Here is a 17,878-nt window from a genome sequence, read left to right as displayed (position 1 = left end):
AGAAAATGTTTCAGTCACATTATGAGGTTGCCAATGGCACTGCCCCCTGCCCCTTATGAGTTCCGCCATCTGCGCTACTTCCTCGCCGCCGTCGAGCATGGCAGCTTCCGCAAGGCGGCCGCAGCGCTCGACGTGCAAGAGTCAGCAATCAGCCGCCGCATCCGGGATCTTGAGGACAATATCGGAGCCTCGCTGTTTCACCGGCATAGCGCCGGGGTTCGGCTGACCATCGCCGGCGAGAAGTTCCTGCCGCGAGCCAGGGAGATCGTCCGGCACATCGGAGAATCCGGCGCCGATGTCGGTGCGGTGGGCCGCGGCGAGGATGGACGGATCAGGATCGGCAATCACGCCTCTTTGTCCTCGGGATTCCTGTGCGAGCTTTTGTGCAGCTTCCGTGTCTCGCATCCGGGCGTGGCAACCGAACTGGTCGACGGCGCGCCGGCCGGTCTCGTCGCCGAGATCCGCCAGCTTCGGCTCGACGTGGCGTTCCTGCCGGGCGCGCGGGAGTGGCAGGATTGCGACACGGTGAGGCTTTGGACCGAGGGCGGCTTCGTCGTGCTATCAGAGAGCCATCCGCTCGCCGCGAGGGATGAACTCGACTGGGAGGATCTTGCCGAAGAGACCTTCGTGATCAGCGAGGCTCCGCCCGGGCCGAACATACGTGATTGCCTGATCAAGCGGCTGGCGAGGCTCGGCCACACTCCCGACATCCGTTGCCATCAGGTCGACCGGCACAATCTGTTGTCGCTCGTCGGAATGGCGGAAGGATTGACGCTGACCAGCGAAGCCTCCACGGCCGCCCGGTTTCCTGGCATCTGCTATCGACCGATCAGGGGCGAAGTTTTGCCTTTCACCGCAGTCTGGTCGCCGGTCAACGACAATCCGGCCATGCGACGGCTCCTCAGTCTTGCCCGGACGATGTCGGCGAAGCGCCAGCAATCTTCATGAGGTCGGATCGTGTGCCGGTTTCGGTGCCGCGCAACCGCGCCGCGCCCTAGCAAACCCGCGATCCGTTGCGATGAACCGCTCCAGCATCGGCACGATCAGCCGGACCGGCTCGACCGGCCCATCTCCGCCGTCCCTGCCCAAAATTTCGCCATACGAGAAAAGATCCCTGTGAAGGCTCGCGGGCAGTTCCACGGTCAGCTTGACCGGCCTGTCGTCTGGCAAGGGTCCGAGTTTCAGCTTCGCCATCTCAGCCTCCGTAGGGTTCAAGCACAAGGTCGCGGCTGACAATGACCCGGACCGGGAAGCCGGGCCGGATGGTAAGCGTCGGTTCGACCCGCAATTGGCGCTGAACGATCCGCTGACCGGCGTCATTGATCGTGTCCTGGGCGCCGTCGCGGATCGCTTGGACCAGCCGCTCCTGGTCATCGGTCGCAAGCTCGGCCCCGACCGCGAGCAGGGTCGAGAGCCCGACCGCCTTCATCAGATCCCACCAGTGATAGTCGACGCCGTCCTCGAGCCCGGCATAGCCGGAAGGATCGGCGCCCGGCAGGCGTTCCAGCACGATCGAGCGTCCGTTTGGGAAGATCAGCCGCTTCCAGACCAGGAGCACGCGGCGCTGACCGAAGGTGACGCCGTCGTCGTATTCGCCGATGATGCGGGTGCCCTGGGGGATGAACAGCAGGCTGCCGGTCGGACTGTCGTAGACGTTCTGGGTCACCTGGGCCGTGATCTGCCCCGGGAGGTCCGAGCGGATACCGGTGATGAGTGCTGCCGGAATGACCGACCCGGCCTGCAGCACATAGGGCGAGGCCGGCGCCGTTACGCGATCCGGTGCCACGGTTCGGCGATCAACGTCCGCGTTCAGGAAAGCCTGGTGCCGGTCCTGTCCGGTTGCGCCAAGGTCGGGTGCCGCCACGGCCGGCATCGTGCCGACAGGCATGTCCGTCCGGGCGCCCGGCTGCGTCTGGAAGAAGAGCTTGCTGGTGTGGGCTGCCTCCATCTCGGCGAGCCGTCGCTGTTCCTCCGGATCGGCCGCGGGCGTGGCGATCGTCGGCGGGACGACCGGTTGGCCGCGTTCCTGGGCGTCGAGGATCGGACCACCGAGATCGCCGGGGAGCGGAGACCCGAGTTTGGGAATGGCGTCATAACTGCCGGGCAGGTCGTTGAGCCCATCCGCCGGCTGGCTGCGATCTCTGGTGATGAGCTCCTGCCGTGAGCCCTGCCGGTCCGGCCCCTGGAGCCCATAGATCAGGGCGCCGCCCATGCCGAGACCGGCGACGATACCGAGCCCGGCCATGGCCTTGCGCGAGATGCGGGTGACGCGCGGCGGATCGGCGCGCAGGCGCATGGAGGCGGCGGCCTCTCTGTCTGTGCTCGTATTCGATGACGTCATGACCGCTCTTCCTTTTCGCTCGGCGTCGTTGCGGCTCGACTTCGCGGCGCAGTCCTCACGATGCGCACCACCTGCTGGTCCTTGCCACGCCCGAGCCGCAGTTCTGCCGCTCCGAAGAGCCGATCGACGATCAGCACGTTGCGATGGATGCGGCTGTTGACGATCTCGGGCTGGCCATCGGAGCCAATGACTAAGAGCGGCGGCATCTCGCCCTGCACGATGCCGGCCGGGAAGACGACATAGACGCGTCGTCCGTCGTCGAAGACTGAGACCGGCCGCCAGGGCGGCGCGTCACCCTGCAGGCCATATCGATAGTTGCGCGCACGCGCCGGCGGGATGGACGGTGTCGTCGCGGCCACACGCTGCTCGCCGGGCACGCGTGGGTAGGCCCAGGAGACGGCGGGCATCCAGGTCTTCTCGCCCGAACGCAGTTCCAAGAGATAGGTGCGTCGGTCGGTCGAGATGACGAGATTGGTGGTGATGTCGGGACGGGTCGGCTTGACCAGCACCAGGACGCGGCGGTTGTTACCGGCGCCGCTTTCCGTGTTGCCGATGATCCAGCGGGCGGTGTCGCCGGCAGCGATCGGACCGGCGCCGGTGAGATTCTCGCCAAGCTCGAGCGCGATGGTGGTGATCTGACCGGGAGCGGCATAGACCTGATAGAGCGCGCCCTCCGACCAGGGGTAGATCTGGATGGCGTTGAAATACCCCTCGCGGCGCGGCTCGACGCGCGCGGCGGCATTGGCGTTCTCGACGCGCCCGGTCGCCGTCGCCGCATTGGCCCCCCCCTTGCCCGGCGTCCAGGCGGGCGGCGTGTGCAGCGGCTTCGACATGTCGTCTGCGGTCGAAGTTCTGACCACCGGAAGCGGCGGCACCGTATCGTCATAGGAAAATTGCGGCGGTCGGTTGGTGGCGCATCCCGCGAGCACTGTCGCGGAAAGCAGCAGAGCCGCGGTTGCGGATCTACGGAGAGACGTGATCGCGCGGTCTGTCGTCATTGGCTCAACTCCCGCGACCAGTTGATCGCGTTGACATAGATTCCAAGCGGATTGGCGCGCAGGCGCTCGGCCGTCTGCGGCGGGCGGATGACGACGGTCAGGATGGCGGTCCAGCGTTCGGTGCGGGCGAGCTGGCCGTTGTCATAGTGCCGCTCAGTCCAGGCCACCCGGAAACTGTCGGGCGAGGCACGGATGACGCTCGAGACCTCGACCGAGACCTGTTCCTTGCCCACGCGCGTGAAGGGATCGTTGGCGCGGGCATGGTCGTTGAGGGCGACGGCGCCGCGGTCAGTGGTGAACTCGTATGCGCCGAGCCAGTTCTGGCGCACGACCACCGGATCGGCGGAGAGCCCCCTCACCTTCTCGATAAAGCGCGCCAGGTGAAAGGCGATCTGCGGGTCGGTGGGCGTATAGTCGGCCGTGGCCGGCTCGACAGCGCGGGATTCGCCGTGACTGTCGACCTCGACGACCCAGGGCACGACGGTGCCGCGCGCCGACTGCCACACAAGCGCCGCGGCGAAACCGCCTGAGAGGATCAGACAGCCGAAAGCCATGAGACGCCAGTTTTTGGCCTGCACACGGGCCGAGCCGATGCGCTCGTCCCAGACCTGGGTCGCCTTCTGGTAGGGCGTCTCGGGTTCGGGCGTCTTGCCGTAATGGGTGGCGGATCGTTTGAAGAGGCTCATGTGCGGTCGCTTTCTGAAACAGTGACGGAGGCGCCGCCGCCATGGCTGTCACCGGCGCGGACAGCGTGGCCGGCGGCGGAGAGGCCGTGGCTCATGGCCTGATTGCGGCGCAGGGATTTGGCCCAGGCGGGTGGCATGGAAGCCGGTGCGGAAGAGGCTGCGGCAGAGTCACCACCGATCGTGCCCATGGACGATGTGCCGCCCGTGGCGCTGAACCCGGCCTTCACGCCCTCGGTGTAGCTCGACTTGACCACATCCGAGGCACGGGATGTGGCCTTGCGCAGCGGCGAGGCGGCGGCGGATCCTGCGGCACGCGCGACGCCGCCCATGCCGGAGGCGACGCCTGCCGCACCGGTTTCGCCGACCGCGCCGAGTGTGTAGGCGGTCGAGGCCGCGCCGGCGGCCGAGACAGCTCCGCGTGTGGCGGCAGCACCGCCGGAGAGGACGGCGCCGGTTCCGCGCGCCGCGAGCATGGCGCCGCCGCCGGTGGCGAGTGCCGCGCCGCCGACGGCAAGTCCTGTTCCGACAGCTGCGCCAGCGCCAAGCTGTGGACCGCCGGAGACGAGACCCGTGGCGATGCCGGGCCCGAAGATACCGAGGCCCAGCAGCGAGAGCGCGGCAAGAACGATGGCCATCGCCTCGTCGATCGTCGGCGTCACGCCGCCGAAACCGGCGGTGAACTGGCCGAAGAGGGTCGAGCCGATGCCGATGATGACGGCGAGCACCAGCACCTTGATGCCGGAGGAGACGACATTGCCGAGCACGCGCTCGGCCATGAAGGCGGTCTTTCCGAAAAGACCGAAGGGAATGAGCACGAAGCCGGCGAGCGTCGTCAGCTTGAACTCCATCAGGGTGACGAAGAGCTGAATGGAAAGAATGAAAAAGGCGAGGATCACCAGGGCCCAGGCGAAGAGCAGGCAGGCGATCTGGACGAAGTTCTCAAAGAAGGCAACGAAGCCCATCAGGTCGGAGATGCTTTCCAAAAGCGGCCGTCCCGCATCGAGCCCCGTCTGGGCGACGCGTCCGGGGCGCAGGAGCTCGGCGGCGGAAAACCCGGTGCCCGATGCCATCAGGCCGAGACCGGCAAAGCTCTCGAAGACAATGCGGGCGAGGCTGTTCCAGTTCGAGATCAGGTAGGCGAAGACGCCGACGAACAGCGTCTTCTTGACGAGCCGGGCCAGGATGTCGTCATCAGCGCCCCAGGCCCAGAACAGCGCGGCGAGCGTCACATCGATAACGATCAGCGTGGTGGCGATGAAGGCGACCTCACCGCCCAGCAGGCCAAAGCCGCTGTCTATGTAGGAGGTAAAGACTCCCAGGAAGGAGTCGACGACGCCTGTTCCCCCCATCATCGTGCCTCGCCCTGATGAGGGGCGCCGGGTCCGGGCGCGGGTCCTGCCGCGCGGCCAAGAAAGCGATCGCGGGTTTCAGCCCAGACCGCCAGGCACCCGGTATTGCTGGCCGCGGCCTCGCCCATGTGCTGGCAACGCCGCTGGCCCGCGCGCAGCGGATCGACCGATGGTTCCACCGCCGGCGCGAACGCAGCCGGTTGCGGTGCTTTCTCCTGCCGCGCCATTTCGATCGCCGTCGCGGTGAGCGCAACGGCGGCAAAGACTATCGCGGCGATGCGGGCCAGCAGCCTGGAGTCCATGATGTCCCCCTGCCCTTGGGCGTCAGTTATTGAACATCCGGGCGTTGCCCGGCTGGTAGCCGCCACCCGGCGTCAGGAAACGCTCGCGCTGGACACGGCCCTGCTCGGCGGCCGCCGCGCGCTCGGCCTGGGTGAGCGCCTCCGCCCGACCATTGGCGGCGATGACGGCGGTGAGATCGGCGATCTGCTGGGCCTGCAGCGCCAGCAGCTGGTTGCCGGCCTGGGCCGCCTGCAACGCGCCGGTCGCGCCCTGGCTTTCGCCGACGAGCGCAGCCAGTTGCGCCCGCTGCTGGTCGATATTGCCGACGACGCCGGCCTGGACGCGCATGGCGTCCTGAAGCCCGCCGACGGTGTTCTGCCAGCGGGCGCGGGCATCGGCGATGAGCTGCCCTTCGGATGTGCCGGGATCCATGGCGCCATATTGCTGCTGGAACATCCGGTCGATCTGCTGGACGTCGAAGGCGATGTTCTGTGCCTCGCTCAGCAGCTGCTGCGTGCGCTGCACCGATTGCTGCAGTTGCTGCAGGGTGGAGAACGGCAGGCTCGCCAGATTACGCGCCTGGTTGATCAGCATCTGCGCCTCGTTCTGCAACTGCACGATCTGATTGTTGATCTGCTCGAGCGTCCGCGCCGCGGTGAGCACGTTCTCCGCGTAGTTCGACGGGTCGAACACGATCCGCCAGGCGTGGGCGGGCGACGCCATGAAGGGCGACATGCCGAGCGGCGCGGCAAGTGCCAGCGCAAGCGCGGACGCGCCGCACAGGCGGAAGCGGCGGAGAGATGGCAGGGTCATGATGTGGTCTCCTGGTGGGGTTGAGATGGCATTGAACCGGTGTCCTCCTCCCCGGAGCCCGAGCCATCGCGCGGTTCCGCGCGGCGCGGCGCAGGCTCGAGGACGAGGTTGGTGAGATCGGGAACGAGATCGGCCGCCCAGGCGGCGCCACGGGCACGCAGCCAAGCATCGAGAAACCCGCTCCGGCCATGTTCGGCCAGTATCTCCGTAATCAGCGCCTGGTCGGATTTGGGGGACGCCGCGCAGAGCGCGAGCCCCACCTCGGAGAGGCCGAGTTCAAAGAGCCGGTTGCCGCGCCGCGACTGGCAGTAATAGTCCCGCTTCGGCGTCGCGCGGGCGAGGATCTCGATCTGACGGTCGTTGAGACCGAAGCGGCGATAAATGGCGGTGATCTGCGGCTCGATTGCGCGCTCGTTCGGCAGCAGGAGCCGCGTCGGGCAGCTCTCGATGATCGCCGGCGCAATCGGCGAGTTGTCGATGTCGGAGAGCGACTGCGTGGCGAAGATGACAGAGGCGTTCTTCTTTCGAAGCGTCTTCAGCCATTCGCGCAGTTGCCCGGCGAATCCCTCGTCGTCCAGCGCCAGCCAGCCCTCGTCGATAATGAGCAGCGTCGGTCGGCCGTCGAGCCGGTCGCCGATACGATGGAAGAGATAGGAGAGCACGGCAGGCGCCGCTCCGGTGCCGACCAGTCCCTCGATCTCGAAGGCCTGGACGGAGGCGGAGCCCAGATCCTCGGCTTCCGCGTCGAGCAGCCGGCCATAGGGTCCGCCGACGCAATAGGGCCGGAGCGCCTGCTTCAAGTCGTTGGACTGCAGGAGCACGGAGAGCCCGGTGATGGTGCGTTCTTCAACGGGCGCGGTACTGAGCGAGGTGAGCGCCGTCCAGATGTGATCCTTGACGTCCGGATTGATGGACACGCCCTCGCGCATGAGGATGGAGGCGATCCAGCCGGCGGACCATGACCGCTCGGCGGCGGCATCGATGTTTCGGAGCGGCTGCAGCGACACGGCTGCCTCGCCGCTCTCGCTCAGGCCGCCGCCGAGGTCGTGCCAGTCACCGCCCATGGCGAGGCAGGCCGCGCGGATCGATCCGCCGAAATCGAAAGCGAAGACCTGCGAACGCTGATAGCGGCGGAACTGCAACGCCATGGCGGCAAGCAGCACTGATTTACCGGCCCCGGTCGGACCGACGACAAGCGTGTGACCGACATCACCGACATGAAGCGAAAACCGGAACGGTGTCGCACCCTCGGTCTTGCCATAGAGCAAGGGAGGCGCATCGAAATGTGCATCCCGTGCCTCGCCTGCCCACACGGCGGAAAGCGGGATCATGTGGGCGAGGTTCAGTGTGGAGATCGGCGGCTGACGCACATTAGCGTAGACATGCCCCGGCAGCGAGCCGAGCCAGGCGTCGACCGCGTTGATGGTCTCGACCATAGCGGTGAAATCGCGGCCCTGGATGACCTTCTCGACGAGGCGCAGCTTCTCGTCGGCCAGCCGCGGATCCTCGTCCCAGACGGTCAGTGTCGCGGTGACATAGGCCTGGCCGGCGATATCGGCGCCGAGTTCCTGCAGCGCCAGGTCGGCGTCGGCCGCCTTGTTGGCGGCGTCGGTATCGACCAGCACCGATTGCTCGCTGGTCATCACCTCCTTCAGGATCGCCGCGATCGACTTGCGCTTGGCGAACCATTGACGGCGGATCTTTGTGACCAGCCGCGTCGCATCCGTCTTGTCCATCAAAATGGCGCGGGTCGACCAGCGATAGGGAAAGGCGAGCCGGTTGAGCTCGTCGAGAATGCCGGGCGTTATGACCGTTGGAAACCCTGTGATGGTGAGGACGCGCAGATGGGCCGTGCCGAGCCGCGGCTCGAGCCCGCCGGTGAGCGGCTGGTCGGCCAGAAGCGCATCGAGATAGATCGGTATCTCCGGCACGCGCACGCGCTGCCGCTTGGTCGAAACGGTGGAATGGAGATAGGACAGCGTCTCGCCGTCATCAAGCCAGCGGCATTCCGGCATGAAGCCGTCGACCAGCGCCAGCACCCGATCGGTGCGATCGACAAAGCCACGCAGGATTTCCTGTGGGTCTACGCCGACGCGCTCGCGGCCCTCGTAGAGCCAGGTCTCGGCCCGCGCGGTCTCCTCGGCCGGCGGCAGATAGGTCAGAGTCAGAAAATAATCCGAGATGAAATGCGTGCCCTGCTCTTCGAACGAAGCCCTGCGCTCGGCATCGAGCAGGGCCGAGGCCGGATCGGGAAAGCGGCTCTCGGGATAAGTCGCGGCCTCGGCCCGCTGCGCTTCGACGAAGATCGCCCAGCCGGAGCCGAGGCGGCGGAAAGCGTTGTTCAGGCGGCCGGCGACGGCGACGAGTTCGGCGGCGACTGCGCTGTCGAGATCGGGACCGCGGAAGCGGGCCGTGCGCTGGAAGCTGCCGTCCTTGTTGAGCACCACACCCTCGGAGGCGAGCGCCGCCCAGGGCAGGTAATCGGCGAGCCGGGCGCCGGTGCGGCGATATTCGGCAAGGTTCATCATCGCGCGCGCCCTCACACCTCAAAGTGGCCGGGCAGGCGCAGGTGCCGGCGCCCGGTCTCGACAAAGAGCGGATCGCGCCGGGCGGCCCAGACCGCCATCGCGTGGCCCAGCAACCCGATCGCGATCCCCGCTATCCAGAGCTGGAGGCCGAGGCCGATGGCGCCGGCGAGCGTGCCGTTGAGGATGGCGAAGGTCCGCGGCGCGCCACCGAGAAGAATCGGCTCGCTCAAGGATCGGTGCACCGGCACGGAGAAACCTGGGACCGCCTCGAGCTGTTCGAACGTGGCCGCCATCAGATCAGCGCCCCGCCGCCGAAGGAGAAGAAGCTCAGGAAGAAGGAGCTGGCCGCGAAGGCGATCGACAGGCCGAAGACGATCTGGATCAGACGCCGGAAACCGCCCGACGTGTCGCCGAAGGCGAGCGACAGGCCGGTGACGATGATGATGATCACCGCGACGATCTTTGCGACCGGTCCCTCGATGGACTCCAGGATCGACCGCAGCGGCGCCTCCCATGGCATGGAGGAGCCGGAGGCATGGGCAGCCGGGGCGAGCATGAGGCTCACCCCGGCGAAAACGGCGGCGGATTCGATGTGGCAGCGCGCGCGGGAGAGAATGCGGATCATGGACGATCTCCAGTGACATGAGGGATTGTGGGTGAAGGATCCGTGGGCGAGACGCGGTAGTCACCGTCGGGCCCAAGGCCGTCGACACGAGCAAGTTCACTCAGGCGCCGCGCCGTGCCACGCCCGGAAAGCACGGCGACGAGGTCGATGGTCTCGGCGATCAGCGCACGCGGCACGGTGATGACGGCTTCCTGGATGAGTTGCTCCAGCCGGCGCAGCGCGCCAAGCGCGGAGCCGGCATGGATCGTGCCGATGCCGCCGGGATGGCCCGTGCCCCAGGCCTTGAGGAGATCGAGCGCCTCGGGCCCGCGCGCCTCGCCGATCGGGATGCGGTCGGGACGCAGCCGCAGGCTGGCGCGGACGAGATCAGAGAGCGAGGCGACGCCGTCCTTGGTGCGCATCGCCACCAGATTGGGCGCGGCGCATTGCAGCTCGCGCGTATCCTCGATGATGACGACCCGGTCGGAGGTCCTGGAAACCTCGGCCAGCAACGCGTTGGTCAGCGTCGTCTTGCCGGTGGAGGTGCCGCCGGCGACCAGAATGTTGGCGCGTGTCGCGACGCCGACGCGGAGCGCTTCGGCCTGGAGTTCGGTCATGATGCCGGCGGCGACGTAGTCCTCCAGCGTGAACACCGCGACGGCCGGCTTACGGATGGCGAAGGCAGGCGCCGCAACCACCGGCGGCAGCAGGCCTTCGAAGCGCTCTCCCGTCTCGGGAAGTTCGGCGGAGACGCGTGGACTGCCGGCATGGACCTCGGCGCCGACATGGTGGGCGACCAACCGCACGATGCGCTCGCCATCGGCCGGCGACAGCGTTTCGCCCGTGTCGGACAGGCCTTCGGACAGCCGGTCGATCCAGAGCCGCCCGTCGGGGTTGAGCATGACCTCCACGGTCTGAGGGTCGTCCAAGAACCGGGCGATCGCGGGTCCGAGCGCCGTGCGCAACATGCGCGCGCCGCGCCGGATCGCCTCTGGTTGCTGGTAGTTCCCGGTCATGCCGTCCCCGTTCTCGCTGAGGGCACGCGACAGGCGGCCCTGGATCGGGGACGATTAAGAAAGGCAGACTTGGGGATGGCTCAATAAGTATTCAGGGGGCGTAGGGTTCTGGCGTGCAATGACAGGTGAAAGGCGGTGTTCCAAATTCCGGACCTGCTGCATGATGACGAGGCACTGACGAAACAGGAACGGGACGAGCACCATGAGGGACAAGGAGACGGCGCTGAGGATCGCGATTCTCGGATGGGGATCGCTCATCTGGGATGACGGCTGGCCGAAGTTCGATGAGCAGCGTGGAGAGTGGCTGGAGGACGGGCCCGTCCTGCCGCTGGAGTTCTCGCGGGTCTCCGAGACAAGGGGCAGCGCCCTCACCCTGGTGATCGACGAGGAACACGGCCGGGAGTGCAAGGTGATGTATGCGATGAGCAAACGCAGGAATCCGGACGATGCCATCGCCGATCTGCGCGATCGTGAGGGCACGATCCTGAAACGCATCGGGTTCTACTTCCCAAACGACAGATCGCGAAAATGCGAAGCGCCGGTCCCTGCCACGATTCCGGAATGGGCCGCGTCCAAGGGGATCGACGTTGTCGTCTGGACCGGTCTTCCGTCCAACTTCGCCCAGAAGAACGGCGTCCGAAAGGGCGAAACCTTCTCCGTCGACGCGGCGATCGCGCATCTGCAGAAGCTGACTCCGGCGGGCAAGGCCGCGGCGGCGACCTATGTCTGGCGAGCGCCCGCATTCGTGAGGACGCCGCTACGCGAGCGGCTGGAGACAGAACCCTGGTTCAAGCAGGACGCCTCGTAGCACTGCCAGGAAAGCTCCCTCCCCGTTCGGTCAATCGCCCGGTTCGGAAGGCGCGGCCTTCACATCTGCCGGCACCTCGTCCAGGAACCCCCGCCCCTTCTGTATCCGCCGCCCGAGCGTCTCGACGAAGCCCTCGAACCGCTCCCGGCCCTTGGCCTGAGCGGCGGCCTGGTCCTCCGGCGCGATCGGCGGGGTGATGGTCAGCCAGAAGCGCACGAAGAGCGCGACGGTCTCGGCGGTGATGCGCTGGTCGCGTTCAAGCCGCGCCGCCTGGCGCGTGAGCCGGTCGAGCCGTCTGGTGAGCGCTGCCTCCTGCCGGTCGGCATGATCGGGCGACAGGAAAGACTCGACCGCCGCCTCGACCACGGCGGAGCGGGTCAGGCGCTTGCGGTCGGCCAGATCGTTGATCCGGCCGATCATCTCGACGGGCAGTGAAAGGTTCAGGCGGTCGCGCATGCCGGCCTCCTCACAGCTCAGTGCCGTCATCGTGGTCGAGGCTGGCCTGCCGGGCGATCTGCCGCATCTGGCCGCGCAGGGCCTGCCGTTGGCGAGCATTGTCCTCCGGCTCGTCATCCAGCATCTCGAATTCCCGCGCGGGTTCTTTCTCCGTCTCGGGCACGATGGCGACATGCTCGGGCAATTCCGGCTCGCGCCGCAGCCCGGCATTCGCCTCGTCCTCGTCACCGTCCCCTGCCTTGGTCTCCTGCGCCACATCCAGCTCCGGCGCCGGCAACGTCGACCAGCCGTCCTCGCGTGCCGAAACCGGTTCCTCCTTCGGATCGGGTGGCGGCAACACCCGCTCAGTGAGGCGAGCATCCGTGTAGTAGCGCGCCTTCCTCGCCCGGATCGGCGGCGTCCCCGCCACCATGACGATCTCGTCGTCGGGCGGCAGCTGCATGATCTCGCCAGGCGTCAGCAACTGCCGCGCGGTCTCCGAGCGCGAGACCATAAGATGGCCGAGCCAGGGGGCGAGCCGGTGACCGGCATAGTTGCGCATCGCCTTCATCTCCGTGGCGGTGCCGAGCGCGTCCGACACCCGCTTGGCGGTGCGCTCGTCATTGGTGGCGAAGCTCACCCGGACATGGCAGTTGTCGAGGATCGAATTGTTCTGGCCATAGGCCTTCTCGATCTGGTTGAGCGACTGGGCGATCAAAAAACTCTTAATGCCGTAGCCCGCCATGAAGGCGAGCGCGCTTTCGAAGAAGTCGAGCCGCCCGAGCGCCGGGAACTCGTCCAGCATCATCAGCACCCGGTGCTTGCGGTTCTTGGTGTGCAGGTCCTCGGTGAGGCGACGGCCGATCTGATTGAGCACCAGGCGGATCAGCGGCTTGGTGCGCGAGATATCCGAGGGCGGCACCACGAGATAGAGCGTGGCGGGTTTGTCGTTCGCGATCAGGTCGGCGATGCGCCAGTCGCAGCGCCGGGTGACGTGGGCGACGACAGGGTCGCGGTAAAGCCCGAGAAAGGACATGGCGGTCGAGAGCACGCCGGAGCGCTCGTTGTCAGATTTGTTCAAGAGCTCCCGCGCCGTGGAGGCGATCACCGGATGCGGACCCACCTCGCCCAGATGCTGGGTCGCCATCATCGCCTTCAGTGTCGCCTCGATCGGACGGCGCGGATCGGAGAGGAAGGCGGCGACGCCGGCGAGGGTCTTGTCCTTTTCGGCATAAAGAACGTGCAGGATCGCGCCCACCAGCAGCGAGTGCGAGGTCTTCTCCCAGTGGTTCCTGCGCTCGAGCGAACCCTCGGGGTCGACCAGCACGTCGGCGATGTTCTGGACATCGCGCACCTCCCACTCGCCGCGGCGCACCTCGAGCAGCGGGTTATAGGCGGAGGAACTCATGCCGGTCGGATCGAAGCGCAGCACCCGACCGTGCCTTGCCCGGAACCCTGCGGTCAGTTCCCAGTTCTCGCCCTTGATGTCGTGGACGATGGCCGAACCCGGCCAGGTGAGCAGCGAGGGAACGACGAGGCCGACGCCCTTGCCCGACCGGGTCGGCGCGAAGCAGAGCACGTGTTCCGGACCGTCATGGCGCAGATAGTCCTGGCCGAGCCGCCCCAGCAGCACCCCGTCCGGACCGAGCAGCCCTGCCGCCGCGATCTCTTTCTGCTCGGCCCATCGCGCGGAGCCATAGGTGTCGATATCTGCCGCCTCGCGGGCCCGCATCACCGAAAGGGTGATGGCGACGGCGATGGTGAGAAAGCCGCCCGAGGCGGCGATGGCCCCGCCTTCCCAGAAGATGGCGCGCGCATAGGCGTCATAGAAATACCACCACCAGAAGATCGCCGGCGGCGGGTAGACCGGCATGCCGAGGAACTCGAACCAGGGATTGCCCAATTGCGCCTGGAACCCCAGCCGCCAGGCGACCCATTGCGTGGCGCCCCAAGTGGTGGAAAGCACGATCAGGAAGACGATGAGGATCTGGCCCCAAAGGATTTTCGTGGCGGTCATGGGGCGCCATGATCAGGCCGCAAGATGCCCTTTCAAGAGCAGCCCGATAAGCAGCGCACGGCAGAGGGCGATAGCGAGAAAATGGGACAGCCTGAATGGCTTTGCCTTTGCGAGGTGCGCTCGCGGGTCGACGAATTTTCGAAGGTTAGCCGGTCTAAAGCTCGACTGGCTGACCGACGAAGATCGTCTGGGCACCCTGAAGCCAGGCCTCCAGAGCGAAGACGGCGGCATCTCCTTCGGCGGGCGTTCTGGCACGGTCACGGAGCTGCTCGCGCTGGCCCTGCGATAGCCGCCTTGTCGCGCGCCCTTCGGTTTGCTCATTGGCCAATCGTTTAACCGTGTATGCAAGCGGCTCATCTTTCTTTGCGCCGCGGGCCGCAATGCGTTGCACAAGGTCGTCGACCTTCACATCGGGGGTCTCAACCGGATCCGAGCAGACATATCGCCGTGAACGATCGTACACGATCCGGTGCTCGGCCGTCGGACCTGGCGTCGCGTTCCGGATTTCCGACGGCGTGATCAGCAAGGACTGTTCGAGGACCTTGCCCGATCGGAACAGCAACTCATAACGGGCCCAGTCGGCAAAGCGTGGCGCAACGTAGTAGACCTCTGCACCGAGAACCTCGGACGACCACAGTCTCAGAAACTGATGCTCGCCTGTGTCGACCTGAAAGCGCCAGAACGGCCTGGCTAGCGCCGGAATGGATTGACCAGGATGGCTTCGCCTGAAGCGGCTGAGCTGGTGGCCCAGCTTGAACTGAAGCATGAGAACGGCGCCGGGCTTTGAAAAGGCGACGTCAAAACCGACCTCCTGCTCATGCACGAGGCTGGGCAGAAAGGGTACAGCATTCCATCCCACCGTCTCGAGCAATCGCCGGGTCTCCTCGACCACGCCGTACCCGTAAGTAAACTCGGACAGCCTTTCGCTGATGCTGATCATGTCGCGGGCCGCACATGGATCGCCTGCACCTGGCGCATGCAGAGATCGCCGTCCGGATGACAACTGGTCCAGATCTCATCATCGACCAGCCGGAATTCCCTGATGTCATCGGGCGCGAACAAGCCATCCGAGAGCGGAATGGCCGCGTTCGGATTGTGAAAAAGACGAAGACCGTCGCGCAGGCTTTCCCGGTAGTTCGATTTCCTCGCTCCGATCGTGATCGGCTCGACATTGTTACGGATGCGAATTGCCTGGAAGATAAAGGTGCCTTCGCAGTTCGCCAGGGCACGGGCCTTACCGAACGTGGCCAAGCTACTGAAGAGAATTCCACTGACCTCACTCATCCGGTCGTCAAGGAATAATCCTGTCGGCAAGGGAATCCGACCGTCCTTCAGGAATTCTCCTTCTTCCCAGACATCGTAAAGAAGCCGCTGCATCGCCACGTCACCCAATTGGTGCGCATCCGGGGTGGCGAAGTTGTGGATCGCAATGACATAGGCATTCCCCTGCATGTGTGGCAGACGCGAATAGCGCTCGCGATATCGGCGCACCTTGGAATCGATGCTGTTGGAAAGCCGGACCAGGTTCTCAAGATACCGTGCGCCGATCTCTCCGGTGTTTGTCAGGTCCTTGATCGTCTTCTCCCATTCCGGCGTCATACCCTGGCCCTGGGCCGAGATGACCGCCTCGATCGCAAGGTTCGCATCCGGCGCAACAAAGTCCGGAGCGTCGAAGGAAAAATCCACCCGTATTCCGAGACTCTTCAGGACCGCGTAAAGATAGAGCTCCCACCAGGAGGAATTGAACGTCCGCTGAAACTCATTGACAAACTTGCCATCCCTGTCGGCGAAGCCGTCCGCCCAATCGCGGAGCACGGCGCGAATACCATCGTCAGCTTCACCGACGAGACGCGTGAAGTTGGGATGTAGTCGGCTCTCTGGAACGATGGGGTTAAACAGGTCAAGTGGCATGTCGCTTCATCGCAAAATCGCGTCGAATCGCCAAGAGCAGTGTGCCGGCATTCGGTACTTTTGCAGGCTGTCACTCCTAACTCCTCACCTCATATCCCCAGGCCCCGCTTCCGCCCCAGGCTCCAATCGATACCACCATTGCCACGCACGACGCCGGTGACGTGCTGACCGAGTTTGTTCTCGATCTCGCGGGACCAGGGCACGAGCTGGAAGCCGGGGCCGCCGTCCGGTCCGATACCCTCGATCAGCGCGTAACGGCCGGAAGAGAGGGCCAACTGCCGACGGTAGGTGCCGGCGACATGCTCGCCGGCCTTGACCGGGTGATGCGGCAGACCGGTCTCGTCCGCGAGTTTCGCACCCACGGCATCGAGCTCGCGGCGGCGCAGGGTTGCGAGCAGGTTGCGCTGCAGAAGAACGCGCTGGCCCTGCCGGCGGGCCAGGCCTTCGCCGGTGAGGTGCCCGGCGCGAGCGTCCATCGCCTCACGTACCTCGCGCCCGAAACCGCCCATGGCAAGCGGCATCGCCTCCTGCTCGACGAGCCGGTGATCGAGCCAGGTGGCACCCGGTGCCGTGGTCTGGTGCGCGAGATCGAGATCGGACCGGTTGGCGAGGACAAGTGTCGGGCGCTTATCATCCGGACCGCCGAGGCGGCGGACCTCGACGATGCCTCCTTCGGGCGGGGCATGCTCGAAAGCGTCCAGCCCGCGGAAGCGGACATGATGGGCACGACCGTCGGTGCCATCGATGACGGCGTAGGCTTCGCCCGTGAGCTCGTCATGCAGCCCCTTCTCAACCAGTCGGCCGACGATCGGCGCCCCTGCTGCACTGTCGTCGATCGCGAAGTCCGAGAAACCGCGATCCTGACCGCGTTCCGCGAAGGCCCGGTGCATGGTCTTGATCATATCTCCCCGTTCGCCGAGCGCGCGCAGCGTACGCTCGGCCTCGAGCCCGACCATCCATTCGCCGGGGCCGCCCTCGTAGGCGAGGCCAAGTTTCCGCAGGTGCTGGAGCCGGCCGATCATCAGCCGGCGCAATTCGGGATCATTAGGACCCTTCGCCTCGGGACGCAGATCGACGAGGCCAAGGTCGTCGGCGCGGGCGCGGACCTCGCGGTCAAGCCGGGTCCAGCGCTCGGCCGTCACTTCGAGTTCCAGGGCGTTTCGGATCTCGTGCTCGGGCTTCGGCCCGAGTTCCTGGGCGACCAGGTCCTCGGCGCGCGAGCGCAGACCGGAACTGATATAGTCGCGCGAGATCACCAGATCGGCGCCCGTCTCGTCGACACCGCGGACGAGAAGATGCACATGCGGATTGTCGGTGTTCCAGTGATCGACCGCGACCCAGTCGAGCTTCGTGCCGAGATCGGCCTCCATCTGTTTGACGAGATCGCGGGTGAACGCCTTGAGGTCCTCCATCTGGCCCGCATCCTCCGGCGAGACGATGAAGCGGAAGTGATGCCGATCCTCCTCGCAGCGCCCGGCAAATCCCGGATCGTCGGCCCGGTCATGCTCCGCGTCGAAGAGCAGGCCCTTCTCCCCGTCCCGGCTGACCCCTTCGCGCTTCAGATAGGAGAGGTGTTTCATCATCGGCGCGGCGCGATAGGCACGGCCCTTGTGCCGGGCGATGCGCGCCTTCACGACGACCCGCCGCGCCGGCGAAAACAGCCGCGAGTGGCCGAAGCGGTTGTGTCCGCGGCCGAAGGTCGAGCGCCCCCTGCCCTTCGACGCTGGGGACGATGAGGTATGACCGGATTTCTGGGCGGCGCGCAGCACCTGGTCGATGAAGCCCTTGGTGCGCGGCGCAGGGGTCGTGCGTGGCTTGCCGGGACGGATGCGGAACTCGCGGTCGGGATCGCTCATGCGGTGCCTCCCGGAAGCCAAGAAACCCCGCTGTGCAGGCCGGAGGATTGAAATGCCTCACAAAATCCGGGCAGTCTGCCCGCGACCGCCGCGCCTGCGCACGAAAAGCCGAGCCTCTTCAGAGGCTTGTGGCGTTCGTGGCAGGCGCTTTTATCTCGCCCTCTTTCCGTCGCGCCTCTCCTCCCGGTCCTCCTTTCCGCCGAACCTTTCCAAAGACCCGCCAGGTCACGCCCT

Annotated in this window: 18 protein-coding genes; 2 read left to right on the top strand and 16 right to left on the bottom strand. The window is 66.1% G+C overall.

Annotation, left to right across the window (positions count from 1 at the left end; translation table 11 throughout):
* Positions 1 to 33: 33 nt before the first annotated feature.
* Positions 34 to 948, top strand: a complete 915-nt coding sequence (locus BFN67_RS04610; protein WP_139789029.1) for a LysR family transcriptional regulator — start codon at positions 34 to 36, stop codon at positions 946 to 948.
* Here the strand turns inward: BFN67_RS04610 and BFN67_RS04605 are convergent.
* Genes BFN67_RS04605 through trbB form a run of 11 tightly spaced genes read right to left on the bottom strand, consistent with a single transcriptional unit; the run spans position 943 to position 10,617 of the window.
* Positions 943 to 1,194: a DUF2274 domain-containing protein gene (locus BFN67_RS04605; protein WP_080918475.1), complete on the bottom strand. Its 252-nt coding sequence runs from the start codon at positions 1,192 to 1,194 to the stop codon at positions 943 to 945. The two genes, BFN67_RS04610 and BFN67_RS04605, sit on opposite strands and share 6 nt — an antisense overlap.
* Position 1,195: 1 nt before the next feature.
* Positions 1,196 to 2,341: a TraB/TrbI/VirB10 family type IV secretion system protein gene (locus BFN67_RS04600; protein ID WP_245295157.1), complete on the bottom strand. Its 1,146-nt coding sequence runs from the start codon at positions 2,339 to 2,341 to the stop codon at positions 1,196 to 1,198.
* Positions 2,338 to 3,339: a P-type conjugative transfer protein TrbG gene (trbG, locus tag BFN67_RS04595; protein ID WP_080918473.1), complete on the bottom strand. Its 1,002-nt coding sequence runs from the start codon at positions 3,337 to 3,339 to the stop codon at positions 2,338 to 2,340. Before trbG ends, BFN67_RS04600 begins: the two co-directional genes overlap by 4 nt.
* The gene (trbF, locus tag BFN67_RS04590) at positions 3,336 to 4,025 is read right to left on the bottom strand and encodes a conjugal transfer protein TrbF (RefSeq protein ID WP_080918472.1); all 690 of its coding nucleotides are present in this window, start codon (positions 4,023 to 4,025) and stop codon (positions 3,336 to 3,338) included. Before trbF ends, trbG begins: the two co-directional genes overlap by 4 nt.
* A complete protein-coding gene (trbL, locus tag BFN67_RS04585) occupies positions 4,022 to 5,374 on the bottom strand; it encodes a P-type conjugative transfer protein TrbL (RefSeq protein ID WP_080918471.1) in 1,353 nt (450 codons plus the stop codon). The genes trbF and trbL overlap by 4 nt, the downstream gene beginning before the upstream one ends.
* Positions 5,374 to 5,676 carry a putative entry exclusion protein TrbK-alt gene (gene trbK-alt, locus BFN67_RS04580; protein WP_080918470.1) on the bottom strand — a complete coding sequence of 101 codons (303 nt, stop codon included), beginning with the start codon at positions 5,674 to 5,676 and terminating at the stop codon, positions 5,374 to 5,376. The genes trbL and trbK-alt overlap by 1 nt, the downstream gene beginning before the upstream one ends.
* A gap of 22 nt (positions 5,677 to 5,698) precedes the next feature.
* Complete coding sequence (trbJ, locus tag BFN67_RS04575; RefSeq protein WP_080918469.1) at positions 5,699 to 6,469, bottom strand: P-type conjugative transfer protein TrbJ; 771 nt, start codon at positions 6,467 to 6,469, stop codon at positions 5,699 to 5,701.
* Complete coding sequence (gene trbE, locus BFN67_RS04570) at positions 6,466 to 8,997, bottom strand: conjugal transfer protein TrbE (protein WP_080918468.1); 2,532 nt, start codon at positions 8,995 to 8,997, stop codon at positions 6,466 to 6,468. Before trbE ends, trbJ begins: the two co-directional genes overlap by 4 nt.
* An 11-nt stretch (positions 8,998 to 9,008) precedes the next feature.
* The gene (locus BFN67_RS04565) at positions 9,009 to 9,290 is read right to left on the bottom strand and encodes a VirB3 family type IV secretion system protein (protein WP_080918466.1); all 282 of its coding nucleotides are present in this window, start codon (positions 9,288 to 9,290) and stop codon (positions 9,009 to 9,011) included.
* The gene (locus BFN67_RS04560; RefSeq protein ID WP_080918465.1) at positions 9,290 to 9,622 is read right to left on the bottom strand and encodes a TrbC/VirB2 family type IV secretion system protein; all 333 of its coding nucleotides are present in this window, start codon (positions 9,620 to 9,622) and stop codon (positions 9,290 to 9,292) included. Before BFN67_RS04560 ends, BFN67_RS04565 begins: the two co-directional genes overlap by 1 nt.
* A complete protein-coding gene (trbB, locus tag BFN67_RS04555) occupies positions 9,619 to 10,617 on the bottom strand; it encodes a P-type conjugative transfer ATPase TrbB (protein ID WP_080918463.1) in 999 nt (332 codons plus the stop codon). Before trbB ends, BFN67_RS04560 begins: the two co-directional genes overlap by 4 nt.
* 202 nt (positions 10,618 to 10,819) lie before the next feature.
* On the opposite strand from trbB, the gene BFN67_RS04550 reads away from it, so the two are divergent.
* Positions 10,820 to 11,425, top strand: coding sequence for a hypothetical protein (locus BFN67_RS04550; protein WP_080918462.1), 606 nt, complete (start codon positions 10,820 to 10,822; stop codon positions 11,423 to 11,425).
* Between the two features lie 30 nt (positions 11,426 to 11,455).
* Here the strand turns inward: BFN67_RS04550 and BFN67_RS04545 are convergent, their stop codons facing one another.
* The 5 genes from BFN67_RS04545 to BFN67_RS04525 form a co-directional block, all read right to left on the bottom strand.
* On the bottom strand, positions 11,456 to 11,881 hold the full coding sequence (locus tag BFN67_RS04545) for a ribbon-helix-helix domain-containing protein (protein WP_080918560.1): 426 nt from the start codon (positions 11,879 to 11,881) through the stop codon (positions 11,456 to 11,458).
* Positions 11,882 to 11,891: 10 nt separating this feature from the next.
* Positions 11,892 to 13,877: a conjugal transfer protein TraG gene (locus BFN67_RS04540; RefSeq protein WP_080918460.1), complete on the bottom strand. Its 1,986-nt coding sequence runs from the start codon at positions 13,875 to 13,877 to the stop codon at positions 11,892 to 11,894.
* A 154-nt stretch (positions 13,878 to 14,031) separates the two neighbouring features.
* Positions 14,032 to 14,817 carry a hypothetical protein gene (locus tag BFN67_RS04535; RefSeq protein ID WP_080918458.1) on the bottom strand — a complete coding sequence of 262 codons (786 nt, stop codon included), beginning with the start codon at positions 14,815 to 14,817 and terminating at the stop codon, positions 14,032 to 14,034.
* Positions 14,814 to 15,788 carry a hypothetical protein gene (locus BFN67_RS04530; protein WP_080918456.1) on the bottom strand — a complete coding sequence of 325 codons (975 nt, stop codon included), beginning with the start codon at positions 15,786 to 15,788 and terminating at the stop codon, positions 14,814 to 14,816. The genes BFN67_RS04535 and BFN67_RS04530 overlap by 4 nt, the downstream gene beginning before the upstream one ends.
* A gap of 89 nt (positions 15,789 to 15,877) precedes the next feature.
* Entirely contained in the window at positions 15,878 to 17,644 is a 1,767-nt protein-coding gene (locus tag BFN67_RS04525) for a relaxase/mobilization nuclease domain-containing protein (protein ID WP_080918454.1), read from the bottom strand.
* Positions 17,645 to 17,878: the final 234 nt, after the last annotated feature.

This window comes from Manganibacter manganicus (genome assembly GCF_002075885.1).
Lineage (GTDB): Bacteria > Pseudomonadota > Alphaproteobacteria > Rhizobiales > Rhizobiaceae > Mesorhizobium > Mesorhizobium manganicum.
The sequence above is the reverse complement of the archived record's forward strand: the minus strand, read 5'-3'. Positions and strand labels throughout refer to the sequence as shown.